This is a genomic window from Roseospirillum parvum, from assembly GCF_900100455.1.
GTDB classification, from domain to species: domain Bacteria; phylum Pseudomonadota; class Alphaproteobacteria; order Rhodospirillales; family Rhodospirillaceae; genus Roseospirillum; species Roseospirillum parvum.
This window is the reverse complement of record NZ_FNCV01000002.1, coordinates 201,940-220,663: the sequence shown is the minus strand read 5'-3', so window position 1 is coordinate 220,663 and position 18,724 is coordinate 201,940. Positions and strand designations below refer to the sequence as shown.

The window sequence follows — 18,724 nt, the reverse complement described above, 5'->3', positions numbered from 1 at the left end:
TTTTCGCCGCCCCACCCCGGGCCGAGCCTGCCCCCGGTTGCCTTTCCCGAGCGGTTGCCTTTCCCGAGCCGAGGCGTCAGACTCCCGGCTGCCGGATCAACAGCAACGGGAGGTGCTTCGTGTCGCGCTTGGTGGTGGTGTCCAACCGGGTCGCCGTGCCCAATCAGCAGGCGGCCAACACCGGGGGGCTGGCGGTGGCCCTGCGCGAGGCCCTGCAGGCCAACGGCGGGGTGTGGTTCGGGTGGAGCGGCAAGATCGCCCAGCGCACCTCGAGCCAGCCCACCCTGACCGAGGTGGCCCCGGTCACCTATGCCACGGTCGACCTGGGGCGCAAGGACCACAGCGAGTACTACAACGGCTTCGCCAACCGCACCCTGTGGCCGCTGTTCCACTACCGGCTCGATCTGGCCGAATTCCCGCGCCAGAACTACGAGGGCTACCTGCGCGTCAACTCGCTGTTCGCCGAGCAGCTGCGCCCCCTGCTGGGCGACGACGACGACATCTGGATCCACGACTATCACATGATCCCGCTGGCCAGCGAGCTGCGCCGGCTGGGCGTGCGCCAACGCATCGGCTTCTTCCTGCACACCCCGTTCCCGGCGCTCGAGGTCTTTCTCGCCCTGCCCAGCCACGAGCGCATTGCCCGCTCGCTGTGCGCCTATGACGTGGTCGGCTTTCAGACCATGAACGATCTGCGCGCCTTCCTCGACTACATCGTCAACGAAAGCGGCGGCGAGGTGCTGGAGGACGGACTGGTCAAGGCCTATGGCCGCACCCTGAAGGCCCAGGTCTTCCCGATCGGGGTCGAGGCCGAGAATCTGGCCCGCACCGCCGCCCATGCCCTGAAGGTGCCGGCGGTGCGCCGCTTCCGGGAAAGCCAGCGCGACCGCGCCTTCCTGATGGGGGTGGACCGGCTGGACTACTCCAAGGGCATTCCGGAGCGTTTCGAGGCCTTCCAGCGCTTCCTGGAAAGATACCCCGCCTGGCACCGTCAGGTGGTGATGGTGCAGATCGCCCCCGGCTCGCGCGCCGAGGTTCCCGAGTACAAGCAGATCCGCGAGGAACTGGAGGCCCGCGCCGGTCACCTGAACGGCGCCTTCGCCGACTACGACTGGACGCCCCTGCGCTACCTCAACAAGGGGGTGCCGCGCGAGACCCTGGTCGGCTTCTTCCGGCTGTCGGCGGCGGCCCTGGTCACCCCCCTGCGCGACGGCATGAATCTGGTCGCCAAGGAGTACGTCTGCGCGCAGAGCCCGCACGAGCCCGGGGTGCTGATCCTGTCGCGCTTCGCCGGCGCGGCGCGCGAGCTGGACGCCGCGCTGCTGGTCAACCCGTTCGATCCGGATGGCGTGGCCGACGCCATCGCCCGGGCGCTCAACATGTCGATGGAGGAGCGGGTCGAGCGCTGGGAAGCGATGATCAAGCCGCTCCGCGAAAACTCCCTGGACGCCTGGCGCGACAGCTTCCTCAAGGCACTGCGCCAGGCCCCCTACGCCGCCCCCTCGGACACCCCGGGCCATGCCCCCTGACCGGGCGGCGCCCCGCCTGCTGGCCGACATCGGCGGCACCAACGTGCGCTTTGCCCTGGCGCCCTCGGACGGGCCCGGGGAGGGGCCGGCGTTCGCCCACCTGCGGGCCCTCAAGGTGGCCGACTTCCCCGATCTGGCCGGCGCCGCCCGGGCCTATCTCGACGCCGTGCGGCCCCCAACGCCGCCCGCCAGCGGGTGCATCGCGGTGGCCGGGCCGGTCGGCGGCAACCTTTTGACCCTGACCAACCACGCCGGCTGGCGGATCGACCTTCAGGCCACCGCCGCCGCCCTCGGGCTGACCCGTCTGACGGCGGTCAACGACTTCGTCGCCAACGCCCACGCGGTGGCCGGCCTGGGCGGCGATGACCTGCTCACCCTGCGCCGGGGCGCGCCCGACGGGGCGGCGCCACGGCTGGTCATGGGGCCGGGGACGGGCCTCGGGGTGGCCCTGCTGGTCCCCTGTCCAGAGGCGCCCGGTGGCTGGCACGCGGTGGCCACCGAGGGTGGCCACGCCTCCATCGCCGCCCAGGACGATGCCGAATGGGCCCTGCTGGCCGACCTTCGGCGGCGCTTCGGCCACGTCTCGGCGGAGCGGGTGGCCAGCGGCCCGGGGCTGGTCAACCTGTACGGCGCCTGCTGTCGCCGGGCCGGCCGCGCCCCGGCCGAGGAGATGCACGCCGCGGCGATCAGCGCCGCCGCCGTGGACGGCAGCGATCCCCAGGCGCGGGCGGCCCTGGATGCCTTTTTCGCCTTTCTCGGCAACGCCGCCGGCTCGCTGGCCCTGGCCACCGGGGCGCGTGGCGGGGTGTGGCTGATGGGCGGCATCCTGCCCCGGCTGGCCGAGGCCCTCACCGCCTCGGCCTTCTTCGAACGCTTCACCGCCAAGGGCCGCTTCGCCGACTGGCTGGGCCAGGTGCCGGTGCATCTGGTCACCCACCCGGCGCCGGCCCTGGTCGGTCTGGCCGGAGCGGAGGATGACGGTGCGGCCGACGATTGAACCGGGCGCCGAAACGGGCTATCAAACCCCTGGCGAGCGCCCGTAGCTCAGCCGGATAGAGCACAGGATTCCTAAGCAAATTGGGCACCCTGGCGGGAAACCCCAGCGGTGAATCTGCTCAAAAACGGGGAACCCTCACTGGCTTTTGGAGTGGTCGGCCGTCGCGCCGGCGTCCCGGCCATTGGCGATCCCGTGCCAAGCCCCGCGCCCGGAGGTGCTCCAGGCCGGGGAAGGTGTAGAGACTTGACGGGCAGCACCTACCGGCCGCGCCCCCCGAGGGGCGGCCCACGGTGAAGAGAAAGTCCAGCCCACGAACGGCGCCTCCCTTGGGGGCGCCGGCGGCGAAAGCCGAAGCGGGATGAATCCTGGGGCCGCAGGTTCGAATCCTGCCGGGCGCACCATTTTCCCCTAAAGGGAAAAATGGCGGCCCGGCTGCCCTTTTGGGGGCCGTTTGTGCGTTCCGGCCGCCGATTGCCCGCCTTCCGTGCCAAGGCGAGGTCCGCTACACCCGCCGGCTGGTGGCGCCGGCGTCCGACTGCGCCTATGATGAATATCCGATGACAAAGGCCGTCATCAGATAGGGGTGCCCCTGCCGTGCCGGGTGAGCGCCCGCCAGCCATTTTTTCCCCCGACACCTTCCCCCGACCACCGAACGGAGTCCTCCGTCCGCGCCCTTTTTGGCAAGGCCCCAGATTCATGCCCCTGCCACCGCCCACCGGTCCGCTGTTGTGGAGCCCCCGCATGGGGGTCGGCAACGCGCGGCTGGACGACGATCACAAGCTGCTCATCGAGTTGCTCAACCAGCTTTCACAGCCCATCCCCGAGGCCGAGGCGCCGCTGCTCGTCCAAAGCATCCTCAATGCCCTGGTCGACTACGCCAGCTTCCATTTCGCCCGCGAGGAAGCGGCGCTGGCCGCCGTTGATTATCCCTATCTGGCCGCCCATAAGGCCGCCCATCGCCTGGTCGCCGAACAGGCCCAGGCCCACCTGGCCACCTTCCAGGCCGATCCCGACAGCCTGAGCCTGGACCAGTTGGCGGCCTTCGTGCGCGGCTGGCTGGTCGAGCACATCCAGGGCGAGGACAGGGCCTTCTCCGCCTACCTGAGCGGCCACCCGGAGGCCGACGCCGCCATCGACGCCGTGCCCTTGCTCGGCGGCCTGGGGCCGGAGGATGACGACCCCCTGGATGACCCGCTCGAAAAAGTCGCCAGCGGCTGACCCCCGGCGCTCAATCGGCCGCCTCGGTCGGGGTCAGGGCCCTGATCTCCAGGGCATGGACGTGGCGCGCCAACTCCTCGGCCAGCAGCTCGTTGACCCGCCGGTGGCGGGCCACCCGCGACAGCCCCTCGAAGGCCGCCGACACCACGGTCACCCGGAAGTGCGTCTCGCTCAGCCCCAACGGTGCCGTGCCGCCGCCGCCCCCCTTCCCGGCCAGCGCCGCCATGCGCGGCCCATGCGCCCGGTGGCGGTGCGAGAGATCCTCGACCTCCAGCCGCAGCGGGGCCAGCCCCGCCTGGAGCCGGGCGGCCAGACGCTCGTGCACCGGGCCCGGTTTCGCGGTGGCGGGAACGGCGGAGACAGAGGTGGCGGTGGTGGTCATCGGCAATCATCCCTGGACAGTCGGCAACTCGCCCTCACCTGGGGCGGGGGTGTCGCCCCGACAAGGCCCCGGCCGCCTTGCCTCCACCTGCCGGGCAGGACATTATGACCCCTTGGCCTCCCCCGAGCTTTCGAACCACATCCGCCCATGGCCCCGCGCGACCGCCTCGACAATCCGGCCTTCGACCCCTTCCACCTGCGCCAGCGGGCAAAGGTCGAGGACGGCGTGCGTCCCTGTGCCCACCCGGGATGCCCCAACCCCGGCACCCACCGGGCGCCGCGCGATCCCAGCCTGACCGAATACGTCTGGCTGTGCCTGGAGCACGTCCAGCAGCACAATCGCAACTGGAACTACTTCGCCGGCATGGACGCCGAGCAGATCGAGGCTGAACGCCGCAAGGACGCCCTGTGGCACCGCCCGACCTGGCGACTCGGCCAACGCGGCGGCGGCCGACCCCGCGAACCGGACCTCGAAGACCTCGACGACCCGCTCGGCCTGTTCGACGAGGAACGCCGGGCCCGCGCCCAGGCCCGCGCCGACCGCTTCCGACGCGCCGACCACTCCGGCGAGCCGGCGGAAAAAGCCCGCGCCGCCATGAACCTGATGGAACTGGACCCGCCGCTGACCCTGGACGCCCTGAAACGGCGCTACAAACAATTGGTCAAACGCTACCACCCGGACGCCACCGGCGGCGACAAAGTGGCCGAGGAACGCTTCAAGCTGATCTCCCAGGCCTACCGAACCCTCATCGACAGCCTGCGCCAGGCCGAGGAACACACCACCCGCCGCGCCGGCTGAGGCATCACACGCCATCCGACAGCCCCCCACCGATCCGGGGCTTCGCCCCCGAACCCCCACCGGGGGATCGAAGGCGATCCCCCGGACCCCCTCCTTTCCTTGGTATGGAACACCAAGACAGAGTGGGACACGGACGGGGTTGGGTGCAGACCGGCTTTGCCGGCCTGCGAAAACAAAAACCGACCGGTGAGTCGTCCTTAGAGGTTTGGGTTGTTTCGCAGGCCAGCGAAGCTGGCCTGCAACCAAACACCCTGTGCGCCCGGCCACGACGTTGTATTCCTGCACCAAACGACCTGGCGGGGGTCCGGGGGACACCCGGTGTCCCCCGGTGGGGGTGGTCTTTATGTTGCACACGCCGTCGTCGCTTCGCCTTCGGCTTCGCTCGGGGCGTGTGCGGGGGCAACGCCCCCGAACGGTGCCTCACGCCAGATCAACGAGGGGCGCGGCGGCGGACCCCTTAACCACAGTTCCTACACCACGCAACGGGACGTGACCCGCTCAAGACAGAGCGGGGCGCGGACGGGGTTGGGGGCAGGCCGGCTTTGCCGGCCTGCGAAAACAAGAACCGACCGGCGAGTCATCCGTAGAGGTTTGGGTTGTTTCGCAGGCCAGCGAAGCTGGCCTGCAACCAAACACCCCGTGCGCCCGGCCACGACGTCGTATTCCTGCACCAAACGACCTGGCGGGGGTCCGGGGGGCACCCAGTGTCCCCCGGTGGGGGTTCGGGGGCAAAGCCCCCGCCCTTCTCAGCGAGGCCCCCGCTTCAGCGTCTCACGCCGGGTCGATGACGATGGCGGTCAGGCTGAGGCCGGCGTCGCCTTGGATGGTCAGGTTGCTGCCTGGGGTGGCCAGGTCGGCTTCGACCAGGGCCAGGCCGAGGCCGTGCTCCGGTGTTTCCAGTCGGGCGATGGAGGTCACCCGGCCGGCGATGCGGCCCTCTTTCAGCACCAGTTGGTTTTCGCGCGGCAGGATCAGCGGCGGTGCTTCGGGTTGGGTCGGGGTTTCCCCGTCCTTGGCCGGTTTGGGCGGTGGCGCCGCCGGTCGGTCGAGGCGGAAGCGGGCCAGCCGGCGCTGCGGGTGTTCGGCCAGGGCGGCCAGCGCCGCCTGACCGACGAAGAACGGTTTGTCCCAGCCGACCAGGGCGTCCAGCCCGGCCTCGCGGGGGCCGCACAGGGCGTCGCTGTCCTGACCGATGCGCGGTTCGCCGGCTTCGATGCGCAGGCGGTCGCGGGCTCCTTCGCCGAACGGCTGGATGCCTTCCGGGCCGCCGCTTTCCAGCAGGTGATCCCACAGGTCCCCGGTGGCCTGGGTGGGCGGGTGGAGCAGGAAGGCGTCCTCGCCGGCGAAGCCGCTGCGCAGGACCAGGGTATCGATGGTGCCCTCGGCGCCTTGGAGGTCGAGACGTTGGCCGCTGAGCCGGGGGAAGCGGCGCAGGGTGAGGTCGGTGTCCGGGCACAGGCGGGCCAGCACCTTGCGGGCTTCCGGGCCGGCTAGGACGAGGGCGCTGTCGGCGCCGCTGCGGTCTTCCAGGCGGACGTCGAGTTGCCACAGGGCGGCGAGGCGCAGCAGGTGGTCGACCACATGGGTCGGCCGCTCGCTGTCCAGGCTCAGGTAATAGGCGTCCTCGGCGAGTCGCAGCGCCATGCCCTGGGCGAGCAGGCCGCCGCGTTCGGCGCAGGCCAGGGCGGGGCGGGCCTGCCCCGGCTTCTGGTCGGCGTGTGGACTGGCCAGGGCGCGGTCGAGGAACAGCCCGGCCTCGGCCCCTTCGAGGCGCAGCAGGGCGGCCGGCGACAGGTCGATGATGCCGACCCGGGTGCGCACCGCCTGGGCCTCGCGGGTGATCGCCGCCTCGGCCGCCGACTCGGCGTCGTAGAAGGCGGGGCGCGGGGTGTCGCCGAGCGGGCGCAGGGTGGCCCCGAGGTCGATGTGCCGGCGGTGCAACGGCGACAGGGGCGGCGTTTCGGCGCCGACCGCCGCCAGATGGCCGATGGCCAGCCCGCCGGCCGGGCCGGAGGGACCGGGCAGGGGCGTGCCGTCCAGGTTTTCGGCTCCCCGTTCGGCGGCCAGGGTGAGCAGGGCGAGGTGGCTGAGTCGGCCCTGCCCCGGGCCTCGACCGGCGGCGGCCTGGCGGGCCAGCACGCTCGGATCGCCGCCGCTGGCGGTCAGCGAGGTGGTCAACTCGTCCAGGGTCAGGTCCTGGTCCAGGTCGACGAAGGCGGGGCCGTTGGGGCCGGGGGTCAGCGGCAGCGGGTGGTGTTCCATGCCCACCGGCTCGGCCGGGAGCTTGGGATCGGCGCCGGCCGGGGCGTGGCCCAGATGGGCCGCGGCGGCGCGTCCGGCCCGGGTGCCCTGGGCGACGCTGACCGGGGTCGAGCGCGCCCCGGCGAGGCGGCCGGCGACGAACACCCCCGGCGGCAGGGTGGCGGGATCGACGGTGAAGGTGTGGTGCGTCGACTGGAAGCGCGGCGGCTGGCCGAGCTGATGCAGCAGGCTGGCTTCCGGCACCTCGCCGGCGGCGACGCACAGCAGGTCGCAGTGCAGCCAGCGATAGATCCGGGTCGGCTGGTCGGGGTTCCCGCCGTGGCTGATGCCGACCTGTTGCAGGTGCTGCTTGTAGGCCTCGGCGGCGCGCACGGCGTGGGCCGGCAGCACCTCGATATCGTGCTCCAGCACCGCCTTCAGGCGCTGGCAGGCGGGCAGCTCGTGGCGCAGGTCGATCACCGCGCCGACCTCGACCCCGGCTTCCAGCAGGTCGAGCGCGCAGCCATAGCCGTCGCCGTTGTGGGTCAGGATGACGGCCCGGTTGCCCGGCCGCACGCCATAAAGGCGCATCAGGCGCTGCACCGCCCCGGCGTGGACGACGCCCGGCAGGTCGTTGTTGTCGAACACCGCCGGCTGGCCGACCGCGCCGGTGGCCACCACCACCGCCCGGGCCCGAAGGTCGATCAGGCGGCGGCCCTGGGTCAGGGTCAGCCGGTGGTCGGGCTCCAGGGTCTGGCAGACGGTCTGCTGGAGGAGGCGCAGGTTGGGGGTCTTTTCCGCCTCGGCCAGCAGTTTGGCCCGGGTTTCGGGGTTGCGTTTGCCGGCCGGGTCGTCGCGGCGCCAGAGCAGGCCGCCGCCGGGCAGTGGGCCGTCGTCGATCAGGGTGACGGACAGCTTGGGGTCGGCCTGGGCGGCGGCCAGGGCGGCGGCGAGGCCGGCGGCGCCGGAGCCGATCACCGCGATGTCGGTGCTGTCGGCGTCGGTTTCGTAGGGCTCTTGGGGCGGCCGGGCGGGCACCTTGCCGAGGCCGCCCAGGGAGCGGGACAGGGTGTCGCGCAGCGGGGCCAGGGCGGCCGGGGGCTTGCGGCCCGGCAGCAGGCGGCCGACGCTGCCCAGCACGGCCCCCAGGTCGGCGTCCAGCGGGCCGGTGACGTTCTGCGGGTGGGCGCTCAGGGCCTCGTAAACCGGGGTGGTCTCGGCCGGCAGGTTGGGCACGCCATCGATGCGGACCAGCCCCTGGCCGTCGCGCCCGCTCATCGAGAAGATGGCGCGCGGCCGGTGGTCACGGGCGCTGCGGGCGATCACCCAGCGGCCGTCGGCGATCAGGGCGCTGGCGATGGTGTCGCCGGCCCAGGCTTCCTGGCGTCGGCCGTTGAAGGCGAAGGCAACCGGCTGGTCGCGGTCGAGGAGCAGGCCGAAGGGGGCGGGCAGGCGGTCGCGGGGGCCGATCATGGGGTGCCTCCCTGGCCGCCGGCCGGTTTGTTGGTTGATTTGGTGCCGCTGGCTTTGGCACGGGTGTTTTTGGCGCCAGTGGTCTTGGTGGCGGTGGTCTTGGTGGCGGTGGTCTTGGTGCCAGTGGTCTTGGCGCGGGTGTTTTTGGCGCCGGTGGTCTTGGTGCCGGTTGACTTGCTGCCCGTCGCCTTGGTGGCGCCCGACCGGCTCCGGCCGGTCTGGCTTGCGGTTGCCTTCCCGGTGGTGGCCTTGCCACTCGACGCCTTGGTGCTGGTGGTCTTGCCGGTGGTTTTGCTGGCGGCGGACTTGCCGGCCGTCGATGCCGCGCGGGGCGCCTGGGCGTCGGCGGTCTTGGTCGGGGCGTGGGTGGCGACGATGCGGTCGGCGGCGGTGTCACGCTCGGCGATCAGCCAGGTGGCGCTTGGCACGTGCAGCCACCACTCGCGGATCACGGTGTCGTCCGGCGCGCCGGCGAACAGGTGGGCCGCCCAGGCCGCCGCTCCGGCGTCGGCCGCCGGCATCGGGCGCACCGGGCCGCCGTAGCGGAACTCCTCGATCGGGCGTGGGCTCGGGGAGGGGGAGAGATGGGGGCAGGGGATCAGGGTCATGGGGAGAGCGGGCTCCGGGGGTCCTGCGGGTCCATAAGGCTAGAAGCCGACCGCCGGGGCGATCCCGGTCAGTGGCGCGAAGCGGGCGAAGCGGTCGGCCGCGAAGGGGGCGATCAGGGGCGGCGCGGCGGTGCCGGCCACGGCCTCGGCCAGGGCGCTGCCCAGGCTGGGGGCCAGGGCCGCCTCGGCGTCGCCCAGGCCGACCGCCAGGAAGAGGTTGGGCAACCCGCCGCGACCGAGGATCGGGGCGCCGTCCGGGCTGGTCTCGACGGTCTGCGACCAGTGGCGCGACAGCCGGATGTCAGCCAGGATGGGGAACAGGGCGGCCATGCGGGCCAGCGGCGTGGTCAGGGCCGACAGCCCGGCCTCGGCCCCCTGGCGCGGCGCCGGATCGACCCCGGCGCCGATCACCAGCTCGCCGCGCGGCGACTGCCACAGCGCCAGATCGCGCCCCTCGGCCAGCACCACCGGGTCGAGGAAGCGCTTCAACGGCTGGCTGACCGCGCCGGCCAGACGCCGTGGGCTCAGCGGCAGGTCCTGCCCGGCCAGCCGGGCCAGGGGGGCGGCGCCGTGGGCGGTGGCGATCACCACCTGGCCGGCGAAGATGTCGCCGCGGTCGGTGGCGACGCGGGTCACCTTGCCGTCCTGCACCTCGAGCCGGCGCACCGTCACCCGGGGATGCAGGGCCACCCCCAGGGCGGCGGCCCGGCGGGCGTAGCCGCGCAGCAGGGCATCGGGGTCGAGCAGCGCGGCCTCGGGATGCGACAGGGCGGCGCGCAGGGGATAGCCTTCCGGTCCTTCCGGGGTCAGGCCCCGGCACAGCCGCACCGCCGCCGCCGGCTCGACCACCTCGGCCCGGCCGCCGTGATGGCGGTTGAGTTCGGCCCGCCAGCGCAGGGCGCGCACCTGGGCCTCGTCGTGGGCCAGGGCGATCAGCCCGCGCCGGGCGAAGCCGGCATCGATGTCGTGTTCCTGGGCCAGGGCGGCGTGGCGCTTGAGGGCGTCGGCCTGCAGGGCGGCCACTTCCGGCGCCGCCGCGTCGGCCCGCGCCACGGCGCCGTCGCGGGCGGTGACGGCGGCGGTCAGCGGCCCCGGGGCGAGCACCGCCACGTCGCTGGTCCCGTGCTCGCGGGCCAGATGGTAGGCCACCGCCAGGGCGGCGCTGCCGCCCCCGATGACGACCACGTCATGGGTCGGCCGCAGGCTTTCGGCGACCGGCGCCTCGATGGTTTCGGTGCGCCCCTCTCGGCGCTCCTTTCTGAAAAACTTGAACGGCATGGCGCGCCACGGGTCCCTTGACATGAAGGCTGGGCAAAGACGGCGCGGAGTATAGGACCTTCCCCCCCTCGCAAGCTACCCCTCCGGGCGCGGGATCAGGTGGTCCAGCTCAGGGAAAAGGTGCACGAGGGGGCGCCGGCGGCGCGGCAGGTGGTCTGGGTGGCGGTGGTCCTGGGGTGGACCAGGGTGCGGAACAGGGTCTCGAAGGTGGCGGTGTAGAAGTCGCACACCGGGCCGTCGGCCTGCTGGTCGCGGCAGATCGGGCAGTGGGCGATGTCGATGCTGACCGGCTGGCCGGTGCGGTAGCTGAAGGTGCCGCTGCCGGCGAAGGTCCAGGCGTGCTTGCCGACCGCCTTCAACAGGATGGCGGCGGCCGGCCCAGCGGGCAGGGCCTTCAGCACCACCTGGGCCGGCCTGGGGATGCGGTGGGCCAGCAGGTAGGCGGCGGTGGCGGCGCCGGCCCGGCGGTTGACCTCGGCCGCCTTGTTTGTCCCCAACTCGCGGCCCAGGGCGGCCTGCAGGGCCGAGACCTCGCTTTCCGGCACCATCGCCTCGGGCAGGCGGTCCAGGTAGTGGGTCAGCCCGGCCGCCGTCAGCAGGCGGTCGCGGACCTCGGGGCCGGGATCGGCGGCCAGCGCCTGGGCGACCTGGATGATGGCGTTGGGGCCGATGCGGGCGACGGTGTCGGCGGGCTGGGTCATGGGGTGGTCCATGGGGCGGTCCGGGCTTTAAGGATCGTCGTCGGTGGCGTCGGGGTGCATGTGGTTGGGGGTCAGGCTCCACTTCCACAGCGCGGCGGCGGGCAGGGGCAGGACCAGGAACCAGTGTTCGAGCACCGCCAGGGCCATCAGGGTGGCGAGGATCGACCAGCTCGCCACCTCGAAGGGGATGGCCCCGTGCAGGCCGGCCTGCATCACCATCCAGGCCCAGATGACGGTGGAGACGGTGACCGAGAAGGGGAACAGCAGGTTGATCGGGCGGCGCGCGAAATAGGTGGTCAGCCAGGCCAGATGGTCGGGCACGAACTCCTCGTTCAGGTTGCGCACCCCAAGGAAGACATTGAACTTGGCGCTTTGCCGCATGCCCCACAGGACCAGATAGGTCCACAGGGCCATCTTGTTGTCGGCCCCCCAGGTGAGGACGACGATCAGCACCGCCCCGGCGAGGATGGCCAATTCGTGCCACAGCACCGCCTCGGTGGCGCAGCGGAAGCGCTCCCAGCCCTTGATGCCGGCCGGGCAGGGGGTGCGCCGGGGGCCGGTCAACAGGCCGGTGAAGAAGCTGAATTCCTGCCAGCCCCAGATGATCAGCCCGTAGGTGAAGCCGGCCAGGGCGCCGGCCACGGTGGTGTCGTCGGCGGTGGTCACCATGCCCCAGGCGGCGGCCCCGGTCAGGGCGGTGGCGGCGAGCAGGGTCCAGCGGGTGGTCCAGCGCGGCAGGCCGTCGAGATAGATGATCACCCCGGTGCCGAACCACCAGACGAACAGGGTGTACAGAACGGGCAGGATGACGTCGCTCACCGGGCGGTCCCTTTCCTGGAAAACGGGGCGCCTGGGCGACCGGAGCGGGAACGCGGGGCGGCCGGCGGCGCGGCGGCGTCGGGCATGGGAAGCTCCTGGCGGGAAGGCGGCTGCGGGGGGCGGGGGGCCTCAGCGGGCTTCCAGCGCCGCCTCGTAGATGGTCTTCAACTCGTTGGCGTTGTCCGCCCCGAAGGCGCGCGACTCCAGCATCAGGCCGGTGCTGTCGTCGGTCATGGTGAAGCGCCCGTCTGACCAGCGGGTCAGCACGTAGGGGGTGTCTTCCGGCACCTGGAAGCGGCTCCGTTCGTGCTCGATGCCGCGCAACATGCCAAGCAGGAAGCTGCGCTGGCCGGAGGTGCGGGTGGCCAGCACGGCGCCACTGGTCGCCTCGCGGATGATCACCGAGCCGTCGGGCCGGGGATCGAAGACGATCTCCACGCTGGCCACCGGGTTGGCGGTCGGCGTCGACGTGATGCCGACATCGGTCAGCCGGGCCAGGGCCACCGCCAGGATGGCGAAGACCACCAGCGAGGTGCCGGCGAACAGGATCGAGCGGGGAATCGGACGCTCTTGAAAGGGGTCACCCATGAAGGTCTCCAACCGGGTCGGCGTCGGGTCAGGTCGGGCGGTGGTCCACCCTGGACGGCAAATCTCCTGGGCGGCAAGTTAGTCCACCCGGCGGCGGCTGAAAACCGGCTTGTTCGACAAGACGGAAGCCGGGGGGGTGGGATCAGGGCCAGCGGGCCTCCGGCGGCATGCCGACCAGCACGGCATCCGGGTTGCCGTGGGTCTTGAGGCCGGCCATCACGCCGCGATCGTTGAGCAGGGTGAACTCGGCCAGGCGGCCCCGATGGACCTGCTGGCGGCGCCGCTCCTCGGCCGTGAAGGGCTCGTCCAGGTGGCGCCGGGCGATGGTCTCGAAGGTCTTGAGGAAGGTGGTGCCGACTTCCTTGACGAAGGTGAAGTCGAGGCTCCAGTCGCGGCTGTTGAGGTCGTCGAAGAACAGCCCGCCGACGCCGCGCGGGGTGTTGCGGTGGGGCAGGAAGAAGACATCGTCGCACCACGCCTTGAAGCGGTCGTAGTCGCCCGGCCCGCCGGCCAGGGCGCTTTGGTCGCAGACCTCGCGCAGGGCGGCGTGGAAGGTCATGGTGTCGTCGATGCGCGGCAGGGCGGGGCTCAGGTCGCAGCCGCCGCCGAACCAGCCGCGCGAGGTGACGATCAGCCGGCTGGAATAGTGGGCCGAGGGAATGTGCGGGTTCATCGGGTGGATGGTCAGGCTGATGCCGGTCGACCAGAAGCGTGGGTCGCGCGCCGCGCCGGGCATCTTGTCGCGCAGGTCGGTCGGGAACTCGCCGAACACCGTGTAGACATGCAGGCCGACCTTCTCCAGCACCCGGCCGCGCAGCACCGACAGGGTGCCGCCGCCGCCGGAGCGGGCCCCGCGCGGCCGCTCCCAGGCGCTGACCTGGAAGCCGCCGGTGGGGGGCGACTCGGGGTTGGCATCCAGTCCCTCGGGTCCGGCGGCAGCGCCGGCTTGCGCCTCCAGGGCGCCGAGGCGGGCCTCGGCCCGCTGGCCCAACTCGGCGAACCAGCTGCGCGCGGCGTGCATCTTGGGGTCGATGCGGTGCCCCCCGGTGGCTGGCGGCGCGGCCCGGTCGCCGGTCGTCTCCGTGGTCAGGGTGTCGGTCATGGCGGTCCAGGGCGGTCCAGGATGAGCGGGGCGGGGCCGCCGTCGGAGCGGCCTTGCGGCGCGGCGGCGGAGCGTCGCCGCCATCATACGGTGCCCGCTCCGGCAAGGCCAGACCAGAGGCCGCTCAGCGAGGCGTGGCGGCGGGAAATCCATTGGTCTGGCGCAGCGCCTCGCCAAGCACCAGGGCCGCCGCCGTGGCCACGTTCAGCGAGCGCGCCCCAGGCATCATCGGCACCACCAGCCGGGCCGCGGCGGCCCGGTGCACCGCCTCGGGCAGGCCGACGCTTTCGCGGCCGACGATCAGGCAGTCGCCGGGGGAAAAGGCGAAATCGGTGTGGGGGGTGTCGCCCGAGGTGGTCAGGGCGACCAGCCGGCCGGCCGGCGGCGGGCTCTTCAGGAAGGCGTCGAAGGAGGCGTGGCGGGCCAGTTCGAGGCCGCCGCCATAGTCGAGCACGGCGCGCCGGAATCGCCGGTCGTCGAGCACAAACCCGAGTGGTTCGATCAGGTCCACACCCACCCCCAGGCAGGCCGCCAGGCGCATCAGGGCGCCGGCGTTCTGGGGCATGTCGGGTTGGTGGAGAACCAGTCGGATGACATTTCTCATGGCGCACTTTGCCAGGGCCGATAGCCTGTCGACCCAGGTCCCCGCGAGTGGGGCCAGGTTCCGCTTCGTTCACTCATCCGCTGTTGGAAACCCGACCAGAAAGGTGGAAGCCCGACCAGGAAAGTCTGTCGTATGCCACGGTTTGCGCGGCTCTTCGCGATCAGTTGCATCAGGCACGACTAATCCAAGACCCTTTTCAAAGGGCGAGGTTTGCTTTATACCGCCCCGTCACGAAACCCGCCGTCCCGGCTGGTGGCGGGCGGTCCGGCTTGCGTCCAGACGCAAGACTGCCGGAGCGCTTGTCGTTTGTACGACCGCATCGGGCCTGCCTTTTTCCGGAGGCAGGGTGACCGGTGGCTCCGTCGCCGACGGTTCTTCAACGGTCCGGCTCCGAATATGGGGTCGGGTCGGCCGAAGGCAAGGTGGCGGCGCGGCGAACACCGCCGACCGTCCCGAAACACGGGCCGGCGCCGTGACGTCCGGACCGCCGACGGGGTTGGGGGTTTCCAATAATCTGGAGGGGACCTGGCCCGCAACGCTTGGGGCTTGAAACCCGTGCCCTGGTCCGGGCACCTGACAAACCGGAGCTAACTCTTCAAGGATCCGAAAATGGCTGAAACGGCGACTCCCGAGCAACTGGACACCGACGGCGAAAGCCGCCGCGATTTCCTGCTTTATGCCACTTCGGCGGTGGGCGGGGTTGGCACCCTGCTGGCCATCTGGCCGTTCATCGACAGCATGAGCCCCGCCGCCGACACCCTGGCCCTGTCCTCGATCGAGGTCGATCTGTCGATGATCGAGGTGGGCCAGGCGATCAAGGTCAAATGGCGTGGCCAGCCGGTGTTCATCCGCCACCGCACCGAGGAAGAAATCTCGGCGGCGCAGAGCCAGGACATCAGCAAACTGCGCGACCCCGAGCCCGACGAGGCGCGGGTCCAGAACCCCGAATGGCTGATCGTCATCGGAATCTGCACCCACCTGGGGTGCATTCCGCTGGGGACCAAGGAAGGTGAACCGCGCGGCGACTGGAACGGCTGGTATTGCCCGTGCCACGGTTCGCACTACGATACCGCCGGCCGTATCCGCAAGGGCCCTGCCCCGCGCAACCTGGATCTGCCGGAATACACCTTCCTTGACGACGCCACTGTGAAGATCGGCTGATCGGAGACGGCAGCATGAGTGCAATGATGGACAACAAGATCGTCAAGTGGGTGGATAGCCGCCTGCCGATCTTCAGCCTGATGGACGAACACGGGATCGAGTATCCGACCCCGAAAAACCTGAACTACTGGTGGAACTTTGGCTCGCTTGCGGCCTTTGTGCTGATCGTCATGGTCGCCACCGGTATCTTCCTGGCCATGCATTATGTGCCGCACGGCGACATGGCCTTTGCCAGCATCGAGCGCCTCATGCGCGAGGTCGACTACGGTTGGCTTTTGCGCTACGCCCACGCCAACGGCGCCTCGATGTTCTTCCTGGTGGTCTACATCCACATCTTCCGCGGCCTGTACTACGGCAGCTATGCCAAGCCGCGCGAGCTGCTGTGGATCATCGGCGTGGTCATTATGCTGGCCATGATGGCCACCGCCTTCATGGGCTACGTGCTGCCCTGGGGTCAGATGAGCTTCTGGGCGGCCAAGGTGATCACCAGCATGTTCTCGGCCGTGCCCATTTTCGGCGAGGATCTGGTGGTCTGGATCTGGGGTGGCTTCTCGGTCGGCAGCCCGACCCTGACCCGCTTCTTCTCGCTGCACTACCTGCTGCCGTTCCTGATCCTGGCGCTGGTTTTCCTGCACGTCTGGGCCCTGCACACCACCAAGTCGAACAACCCGCTGGGCATCGACATCAAGGGGCCGCAGGACACCATTCCCTTCCACCCGTACTACACCATCAAGGATCTGTACGGCATCGGCGTGCTGATGATGCTGTTCATGGGCTTCGTCTTCTTCGCCCCCAACTATCTGGGCCACCCGGACAACTACGTGCCGGCCAACCCGATGGTCACCCCGCCCCACATCGTGCCCGAATGGTACTTCCTGCCCTTCTACACGGTGCTTCGGGCGATCGATAACAAGCTGCTTGGGGTGATCGCGATGTTCGCCTCGGTGCTGATCCTGATCGCCGTGCCGTGGCTCGACCGTTCCAAGGTGCGCAGCCTCTCGTTCAGGCCGATCATGAAGATCTTCTTCTGGCTCTTCGTGCTCGACACCCTGATCCTGGGCTACATCGGGGCGATGCCCGCCGAGGGCATCTGGATCCCCCTGGGTCAGGCGTCCACCGCCTACTACTTCCTGCACTTCCTGGTCATCTTGCCGCTGGTCAGCATGTACGAGAAACCGCGTCCCCTGCCGGAAAGCATCAGCAATCCGGTGGTCAAGGACACCCAGGACCAGGCCGCTGCCACGGAGGCCAAGTGATGCTGCGCAAGATTCTGATTGCCACCCTGGGTGCGGCTGGCCTGCTGGCCGCCGCCCCCGCCCAGCCGGTTCAGGCCGCCGGTGCCGGCCACATCGAGCACGTCAACTGGTCGTTCGAGGGGGTCTTCGGCACCTTCGACCAAGACCAGCTCCATCGTGGCTGGCAGATCTGGACCGGCTACTGCGCGATGTGCCATTCGCTGGACTACTTCGCCTTCCGCAACCTCGAGCAGATCGGCTTCTCCGAGGAGGAGGTGAAGGAAATCGCCGCCGAGTACACCATCACCGATGGTCCCGACGACACCGGCGAAATGTTCGACCGCGAAGGCATCCCGGCCGACTACTGGCCGTCCCCCTACGCCAACGATGAGGAAGCCACCTACATCAACGGCGCCCTGCCGCCCGACCTGTCGGTGATCACCAAGGGGCGGGCCGGGGGACCGGACTACGTCTACTCCTACCTGCTCGGCTTCGATGACGAGCCGCCGGAGGATCAGACCGTGCCGGCCGGCTCCTACTGGAACTCGGCGGCCCACATGTCGGTCAAGATGCCGCCGCAGATCTTCGAGGAAATGGTCATCTACGAGGATGGCACCAAGGAGACCCCCGAGCAGCACGCCAAGGACATCACCGCGTTCCTGCACTGGGTGGCCGAGCCGCACCTCGACGAGCGCAAGGGCACCGGCATCGTGACCATGCTCTTCCTGCTGGTCCTGACCGCCCTGCTCTACGCGCTGAAGAAGCAGATCTGGAGCCGGGTCGAGCACTGACCCCGCTCCGCACGGCGCGCCGCCCCGGCGGCGCGTCGCCTCGGATCCTTGATATGAAGGGCCGTCCCCCGGGGCGGCCCTTTTTTCGTCAGCCCTTTTTTGGTGGGCCGGTTTTCCTGGTTGGGCGGGCCGTTTTTCCCCGCCCGGCTGGGCCAGCCCCCTTGCGCGCCGGGCCGCGATGGCGACAATGGGCCACCTTTTTCCAAGGCGGCCCGGCCGGCACGGTCCGGCGGCCCGGCACATCCCGGCAGCATCCCGACAGCAGGAGGTTTTCCCCCATGGCCGACCCCTCGTTCCCCCCCCGGCTCGGCATCATCGGCGGCAGTGGCGTCTATGACATCGACGGCCTCGAGGACGCCACCTGGCAGCGCGTGGAAAGCCCCTTCGGCGAGCCCTCCGACGAGATCCTGACCGGCACCTACGCCGGCCTGCCGCTGGCCTTCCTGCCGCGCCACGGGCGGGGGCACGTGGTGCCGCCGAGCGACCTCAACTTCCGGGCCAACATCGACGCCCTGAAGCGCCTGGGGGTGACCGAGATCCTCTCGGTGTCCGCCGTCGGCTCGCTGAAGGAGGAACTGGCCCCGGGCACCTTCGTCATCGTCGATCAGTTCATCGACCGCACCTTCGCCCGGGTGAAGAGCTTCTTCGGCCAGGGGCTGGTGGCCCATGTCGGCATGGCCCACCCGGTGTGCGGCCGCCTGGGCGACGCGGTGGACGGCGCCCTGGCCGAGATCGGCGTGCCCCATGTGCGCGGCGGCACCTACCTCGTCATGGAGGGGCCGCAGTTCTCCACCCTGGCCGAGTCGGAGCTGTACCGAAGCTGGGGCTGCGATGTCATCGGCATGACCAACATGCCGGAGGCCAAACTCGCTCGCGAGGCCGAGATGTGCTACGCCAGCGTCGCCATGGTCACCGACTACGACTGCTGGCACCCGGACCACGACCACGTCACCGTCGACGCCATCGTCAAGGTGCTGCTGGAAAACGCCGACAACGCCCGGGCCCTGGTCAAGGCGGTGGCCCCACGCCTGATCGGCCGCGCCGAACCCTGCCCCAAGGGCTGCCACCGGGCGCTCGACGCGGCCATCATCACCGCCCCGGAAAAGCGCGACCCGGCCCTGATCGCCCGCCTCGACGCGGTGGCCGGTCGGGTGCTGGGCTAGAAGGGGCGTCGTTAAGGCGCGACTGCCACGGAGAAT

General features: G+C 70.6%; 17 protein-coding genes. 8 read left to right on the top strand and 9 right to left on the bottom strand.

Annotated features, from left to right (window positions below):
• Positions 1–119 precede the first annotated feature (119 nt).
• The 3 genes from otsA to BLR95_RS03990 all read left to right on the top strand — a co-directional run bounded on the left by otsA (position 120) and on the right by BLR95_RS03990 (position 3,744).
• A complete protein-coding gene (gene otsA, locus BLR95_RS04000; RefSeq protein ID WP_092615780.1) occupies positions 120–1,529 on the top strand; it encodes an alpha,alpha-trehalose-phosphate synthase (UDP-forming) in 1,410 nt (469 codons plus the stop codon).
• The gene (glk, locus tag BLR95_RS03995) at positions 1,519–2,526 is read left to right on the top strand and encodes a glucokinase (RefSeq protein WP_092615776.1); all 1,008 of its coding nucleotides are present in this window, start codon (positions 1,519–1,521) and stop codon (positions 2,524–2,526) included. Before otsA ends, glk begins: the two co-directional genes overlap by 11 nt.
• Positions 2,527–3,222: 696 nt before the next feature.
• Positions 3,223–3,744: a bacteriohemerythrin gene (locus tag BLR95_RS03990; RefSeq protein ID WP_092615773.1), complete on the top strand. Its 522-nt coding sequence runs from the start codon at positions 3,223–3,225 to the stop codon at positions 3,742–3,744.
• Between the two features lie 10 nt (positions 3,745–3,754).
• Here the strand turns inward: BLR95_RS03990 and BLR95_RS03985 are convergent, their stop codons facing one another.
• Positions 3,755–4,126 (bottom strand): BolA family protein, encoded by a 372-nt coding sequence (locus BLR95_RS03985; protein ID WP_092615770.1) that lies wholly within the window; start codon positions 4,124–4,126, stop codon positions 3,755–3,757.
• A gap of 147 nt (positions 4,127–4,273) precedes the next feature.
• On the opposite strand from BLR95_RS03985, the gene BLR95_RS03980 reads away from it, so the two are divergent.
• Entirely contained in the window at positions 4,274–4,924 is a 651-nt protein-coding gene (locus tag BLR95_RS03980; RefSeq protein WP_092615767.1) for a J domain-containing protein, read from the top strand.
• 771 nt (positions 4,925–5,695) lie between these two features.
• Here the strand turns inward: BLR95_RS03980 and BLR95_RS03975 are convergent.
• The 8 genes from BLR95_RS03975 to BLR95_RS03940 form a co-directional block, all read right to left on the bottom strand.
• On the bottom strand, positions 5,696–8,638 hold the full coding sequence (locus tag BLR95_RS03975; RefSeq protein ID WP_092615764.1) for a 2Fe-2S iron-sulfur cluster-binding protein: 2,943 nt from the start codon (positions 8,636–8,638) through the stop codon (positions 5,696–5,698).
• Positions 8,635–9,246: a sarcosine oxidase subunit delta gene (locus tag BLR95_RS15890; RefSeq protein WP_218119479.1), complete on the bottom strand. Its 612-nt coding sequence runs from the start codon at positions 9,244–9,246 to the stop codon at positions 8,635–8,637. The genes BLR95_RS03975 and BLR95_RS15890 overlap by 4 nt, the downstream gene beginning before the upstream one ends.
• A gap of 39 nt (positions 9,247–9,285) precedes the next feature.
• On the bottom strand, positions 9,286–10,524 hold the full coding sequence (locus BLR95_RS03965) for an NAD(P)/FAD-dependent oxidoreductase (RefSeq protein ID WP_176787603.1): 1,239 nt from the start codon (positions 10,522–10,524) through the stop codon (positions 9,286–9,288).
• Between the two features lie 95 nt (positions 10,525–10,619).
• Positions 10,620–11,225 (bottom strand): bacteriochlorophyll 4-vinyl reductase, encoded by a 606-nt coding sequence (bchJ, locus tag BLR95_RS03960; RefSeq protein WP_092616479.1) that lies wholly within the window; start codon positions 11,223–11,225, stop codon positions 10,620–10,622.
• 27 nt (positions 11,226–11,252) lie between these two features.
• Positions 11,253–12,044, bottom strand: a complete 792-nt coding sequence (puhE, locus tag BLR95_RS03955; RefSeq protein ID WP_092615758.1) for a putative photosynthetic complex assembly protein PuhE — start codon at positions 12,042–12,044, stop codon at positions 11,253–11,255.
• A gap of 129 nt (positions 12,045–12,173) precedes the next feature.
• Positions 12,174–12,632: a photosynthetic complex assembly protein PuhC gene (gene puhC / locus BLR95_RS03950; protein WP_143130928.1), complete on the bottom strand. Its 459-nt coding sequence runs from the start codon at positions 12,630–12,632 to the stop codon at positions 12,174–12,176.
• A 142-nt stretch (positions 12,633–12,774) separates the two neighbouring features.
• Complete coding sequence (locus tag BLR95_RS03945) at positions 12,775–13,734, bottom strand: coproporphyrinogen III oxidase (protein WP_176787601.1); 960 nt, start codon at positions 13,732–13,734, stop codon at positions 12,775–12,777.
• A gap of 124 nt (positions 13,735–13,858) precedes the next feature.
• The gene (locus BLR95_RS03940) at positions 13,859–14,338 is read right to left on the bottom strand and encodes a tRNA (cytidine(34)-2'-O)-methyltransferase (protein ID WP_092615749.1); all 480 of its coding nucleotides are present in this window, start codon (positions 14,336–14,338) and stop codon (positions 13,859–13,861) included.
• 609 nt (positions 14,339–14,947) lie between these two features.
• Here BLR95_RS03940 and petA point away from each other — a divergent pair.
• The 4 genes from petA (at position 14,948) to BLR95_RS03920 (ending at position 18,688) form a co-directional block, all read left to right on the top strand.
• Entirely contained in the window at positions 14,948–15,499 is a 552-nt protein-coding gene (petA, locus tag BLR95_RS03935; RefSeq protein ID WP_092615747.1) for a ubiquinol-cytochrome c reductase iron-sulfur subunit, read from the top strand.
• A gap of 14 nt (positions 15,500–15,513) precedes the next feature.
• Positions 15,514–16,755 (top strand): cytochrome b, encoded by a 1,242-nt coding sequence (locus BLR95_RS03930; RefSeq protein ID WP_092615744.1) that lies wholly within the window; start codon positions 15,514–15,516, stop codon positions 16,753–16,755.
• Positions 16,755–17,525, top strand: coding sequence for a cytochrome c1 (locus BLR95_RS03925; RefSeq protein ID WP_092615741.1), 771 nt, complete (start codon positions 16,755–16,757; stop codon positions 17,523–17,525). Before BLR95_RS03930 ends, BLR95_RS03925 begins: the two co-directional genes overlap by 1 nt.
• A 278-nt stretch (positions 17,526–17,803) precedes the next feature.
• Positions 17,804–18,688: an S-methyl-5'-thioadenosine phosphorylase gene (locus BLR95_RS03920; protein ID WP_092615738.1), complete on the top strand. Its 885-nt coding sequence runs from the start codon at positions 17,804–17,806 to the stop codon at positions 18,686–18,688.
• The last annotated feature ends 36 nt before the right edge of the window (positions 18,689–18,724 follow it).

Coding starts and splice junctions, on each gene's coding strand:
- glk (WP_092615776.1), top strand. CDS start 1,519: ATGCCCCCTGACCGGGCGGCGCCCCGCCTGCTGGCCGACATCGGCGGC.
- BLR95_RS03990 (WP_092615773.1), top strand. CDS start 3,223: ATGCCCCTGCCACCGCCCACCGGTCCGCTGTTGTGGAGCCCCCGCATG.
- BLR95_RS03985 (WP_092615770.1), bottom strand. CDS start 4,126: ATGACCACCACCGCCACCTCTGTCTCCGCCGTTCCCGCCACCGCGAAA.
- BLR95_RS03980 (WP_092615767.1), top strand. CDS start 4,274: ATGGCCCCGCGCGACCGCCTCGACAATCCGGCCTTCGACCCCTTCCAC.
- BLR95_RS03975 (WP_092615764.1), bottom strand. CDS start 8,638: ATGATCGGCCCCCGCGACCGCCTGCCCGCCCCCTTCGGCCTGCTCCTC.
- BLR95_RS15890 (WP_218119479.1), bottom strand. CDS start 9,246: ATGACCCTGATCCCCTGCCCCCATCTCTCCCCCTCCCCGAGCCCACGC.
- BLR95_RS03965 (WP_176787603.1), bottom strand. CDS start 10,524: ATGCCGTTCAAGTTTTTCAGAAAGGAGCGCCGAGAGGGGCGCACCGAA.
- bchJ (WP_092616479.1), bottom strand. CDS start 11,225: ATGACCCAGCCCGCCGACACCGTCGCCCGCATCGGCCCCAACGCCATC.
- puhC (WP_143130928.1), bottom strand. CDS start 12,632: ATGGGTGACCCCTTTCAAGAGCGTCCGATTCCCCGCTCGATCCTGTTC.
- BLR95_RS03945 (WP_176787601.1), bottom strand. CDS start 13,734: ATGACCGACACCCTGACCACGGAGACGACCGGCGACCGGGCCGCGCCG.
- BLR95_RS03940 (WP_092615749.1), bottom strand. CDS start 14,338: ATGAGAAATGTCATCCGACTGGTTCTCCACCAACCCGACATGCCCCAG.
- petA (WP_092615747.1), top strand. CDS start 14,948: ATGGCTGAAACGGCGACTCCCGAGCAACTGGACACCGACGGCGAAAGC.
- BLR95_RS03930 (WP_092615744.1), top strand. CDS start 15,514: ATGAGTGCAATGATGGACAACAAGATCGTCAAGTGGGTGGATAGCCGC.
- BLR95_RS03925 (WP_092615741.1), top strand. CDS start 16,755: ATGCTGCGCAAGATTCTGATTGCCACCCTGGGTGCGGCTGGCCTGCTG.
- BLR95_RS03920 (WP_092615738.1), top strand. CDS start 17,804: ATGGCCGACCCCTCGTTCCCCCCCCGGCTCGGCATCATCGGCGGCAGT.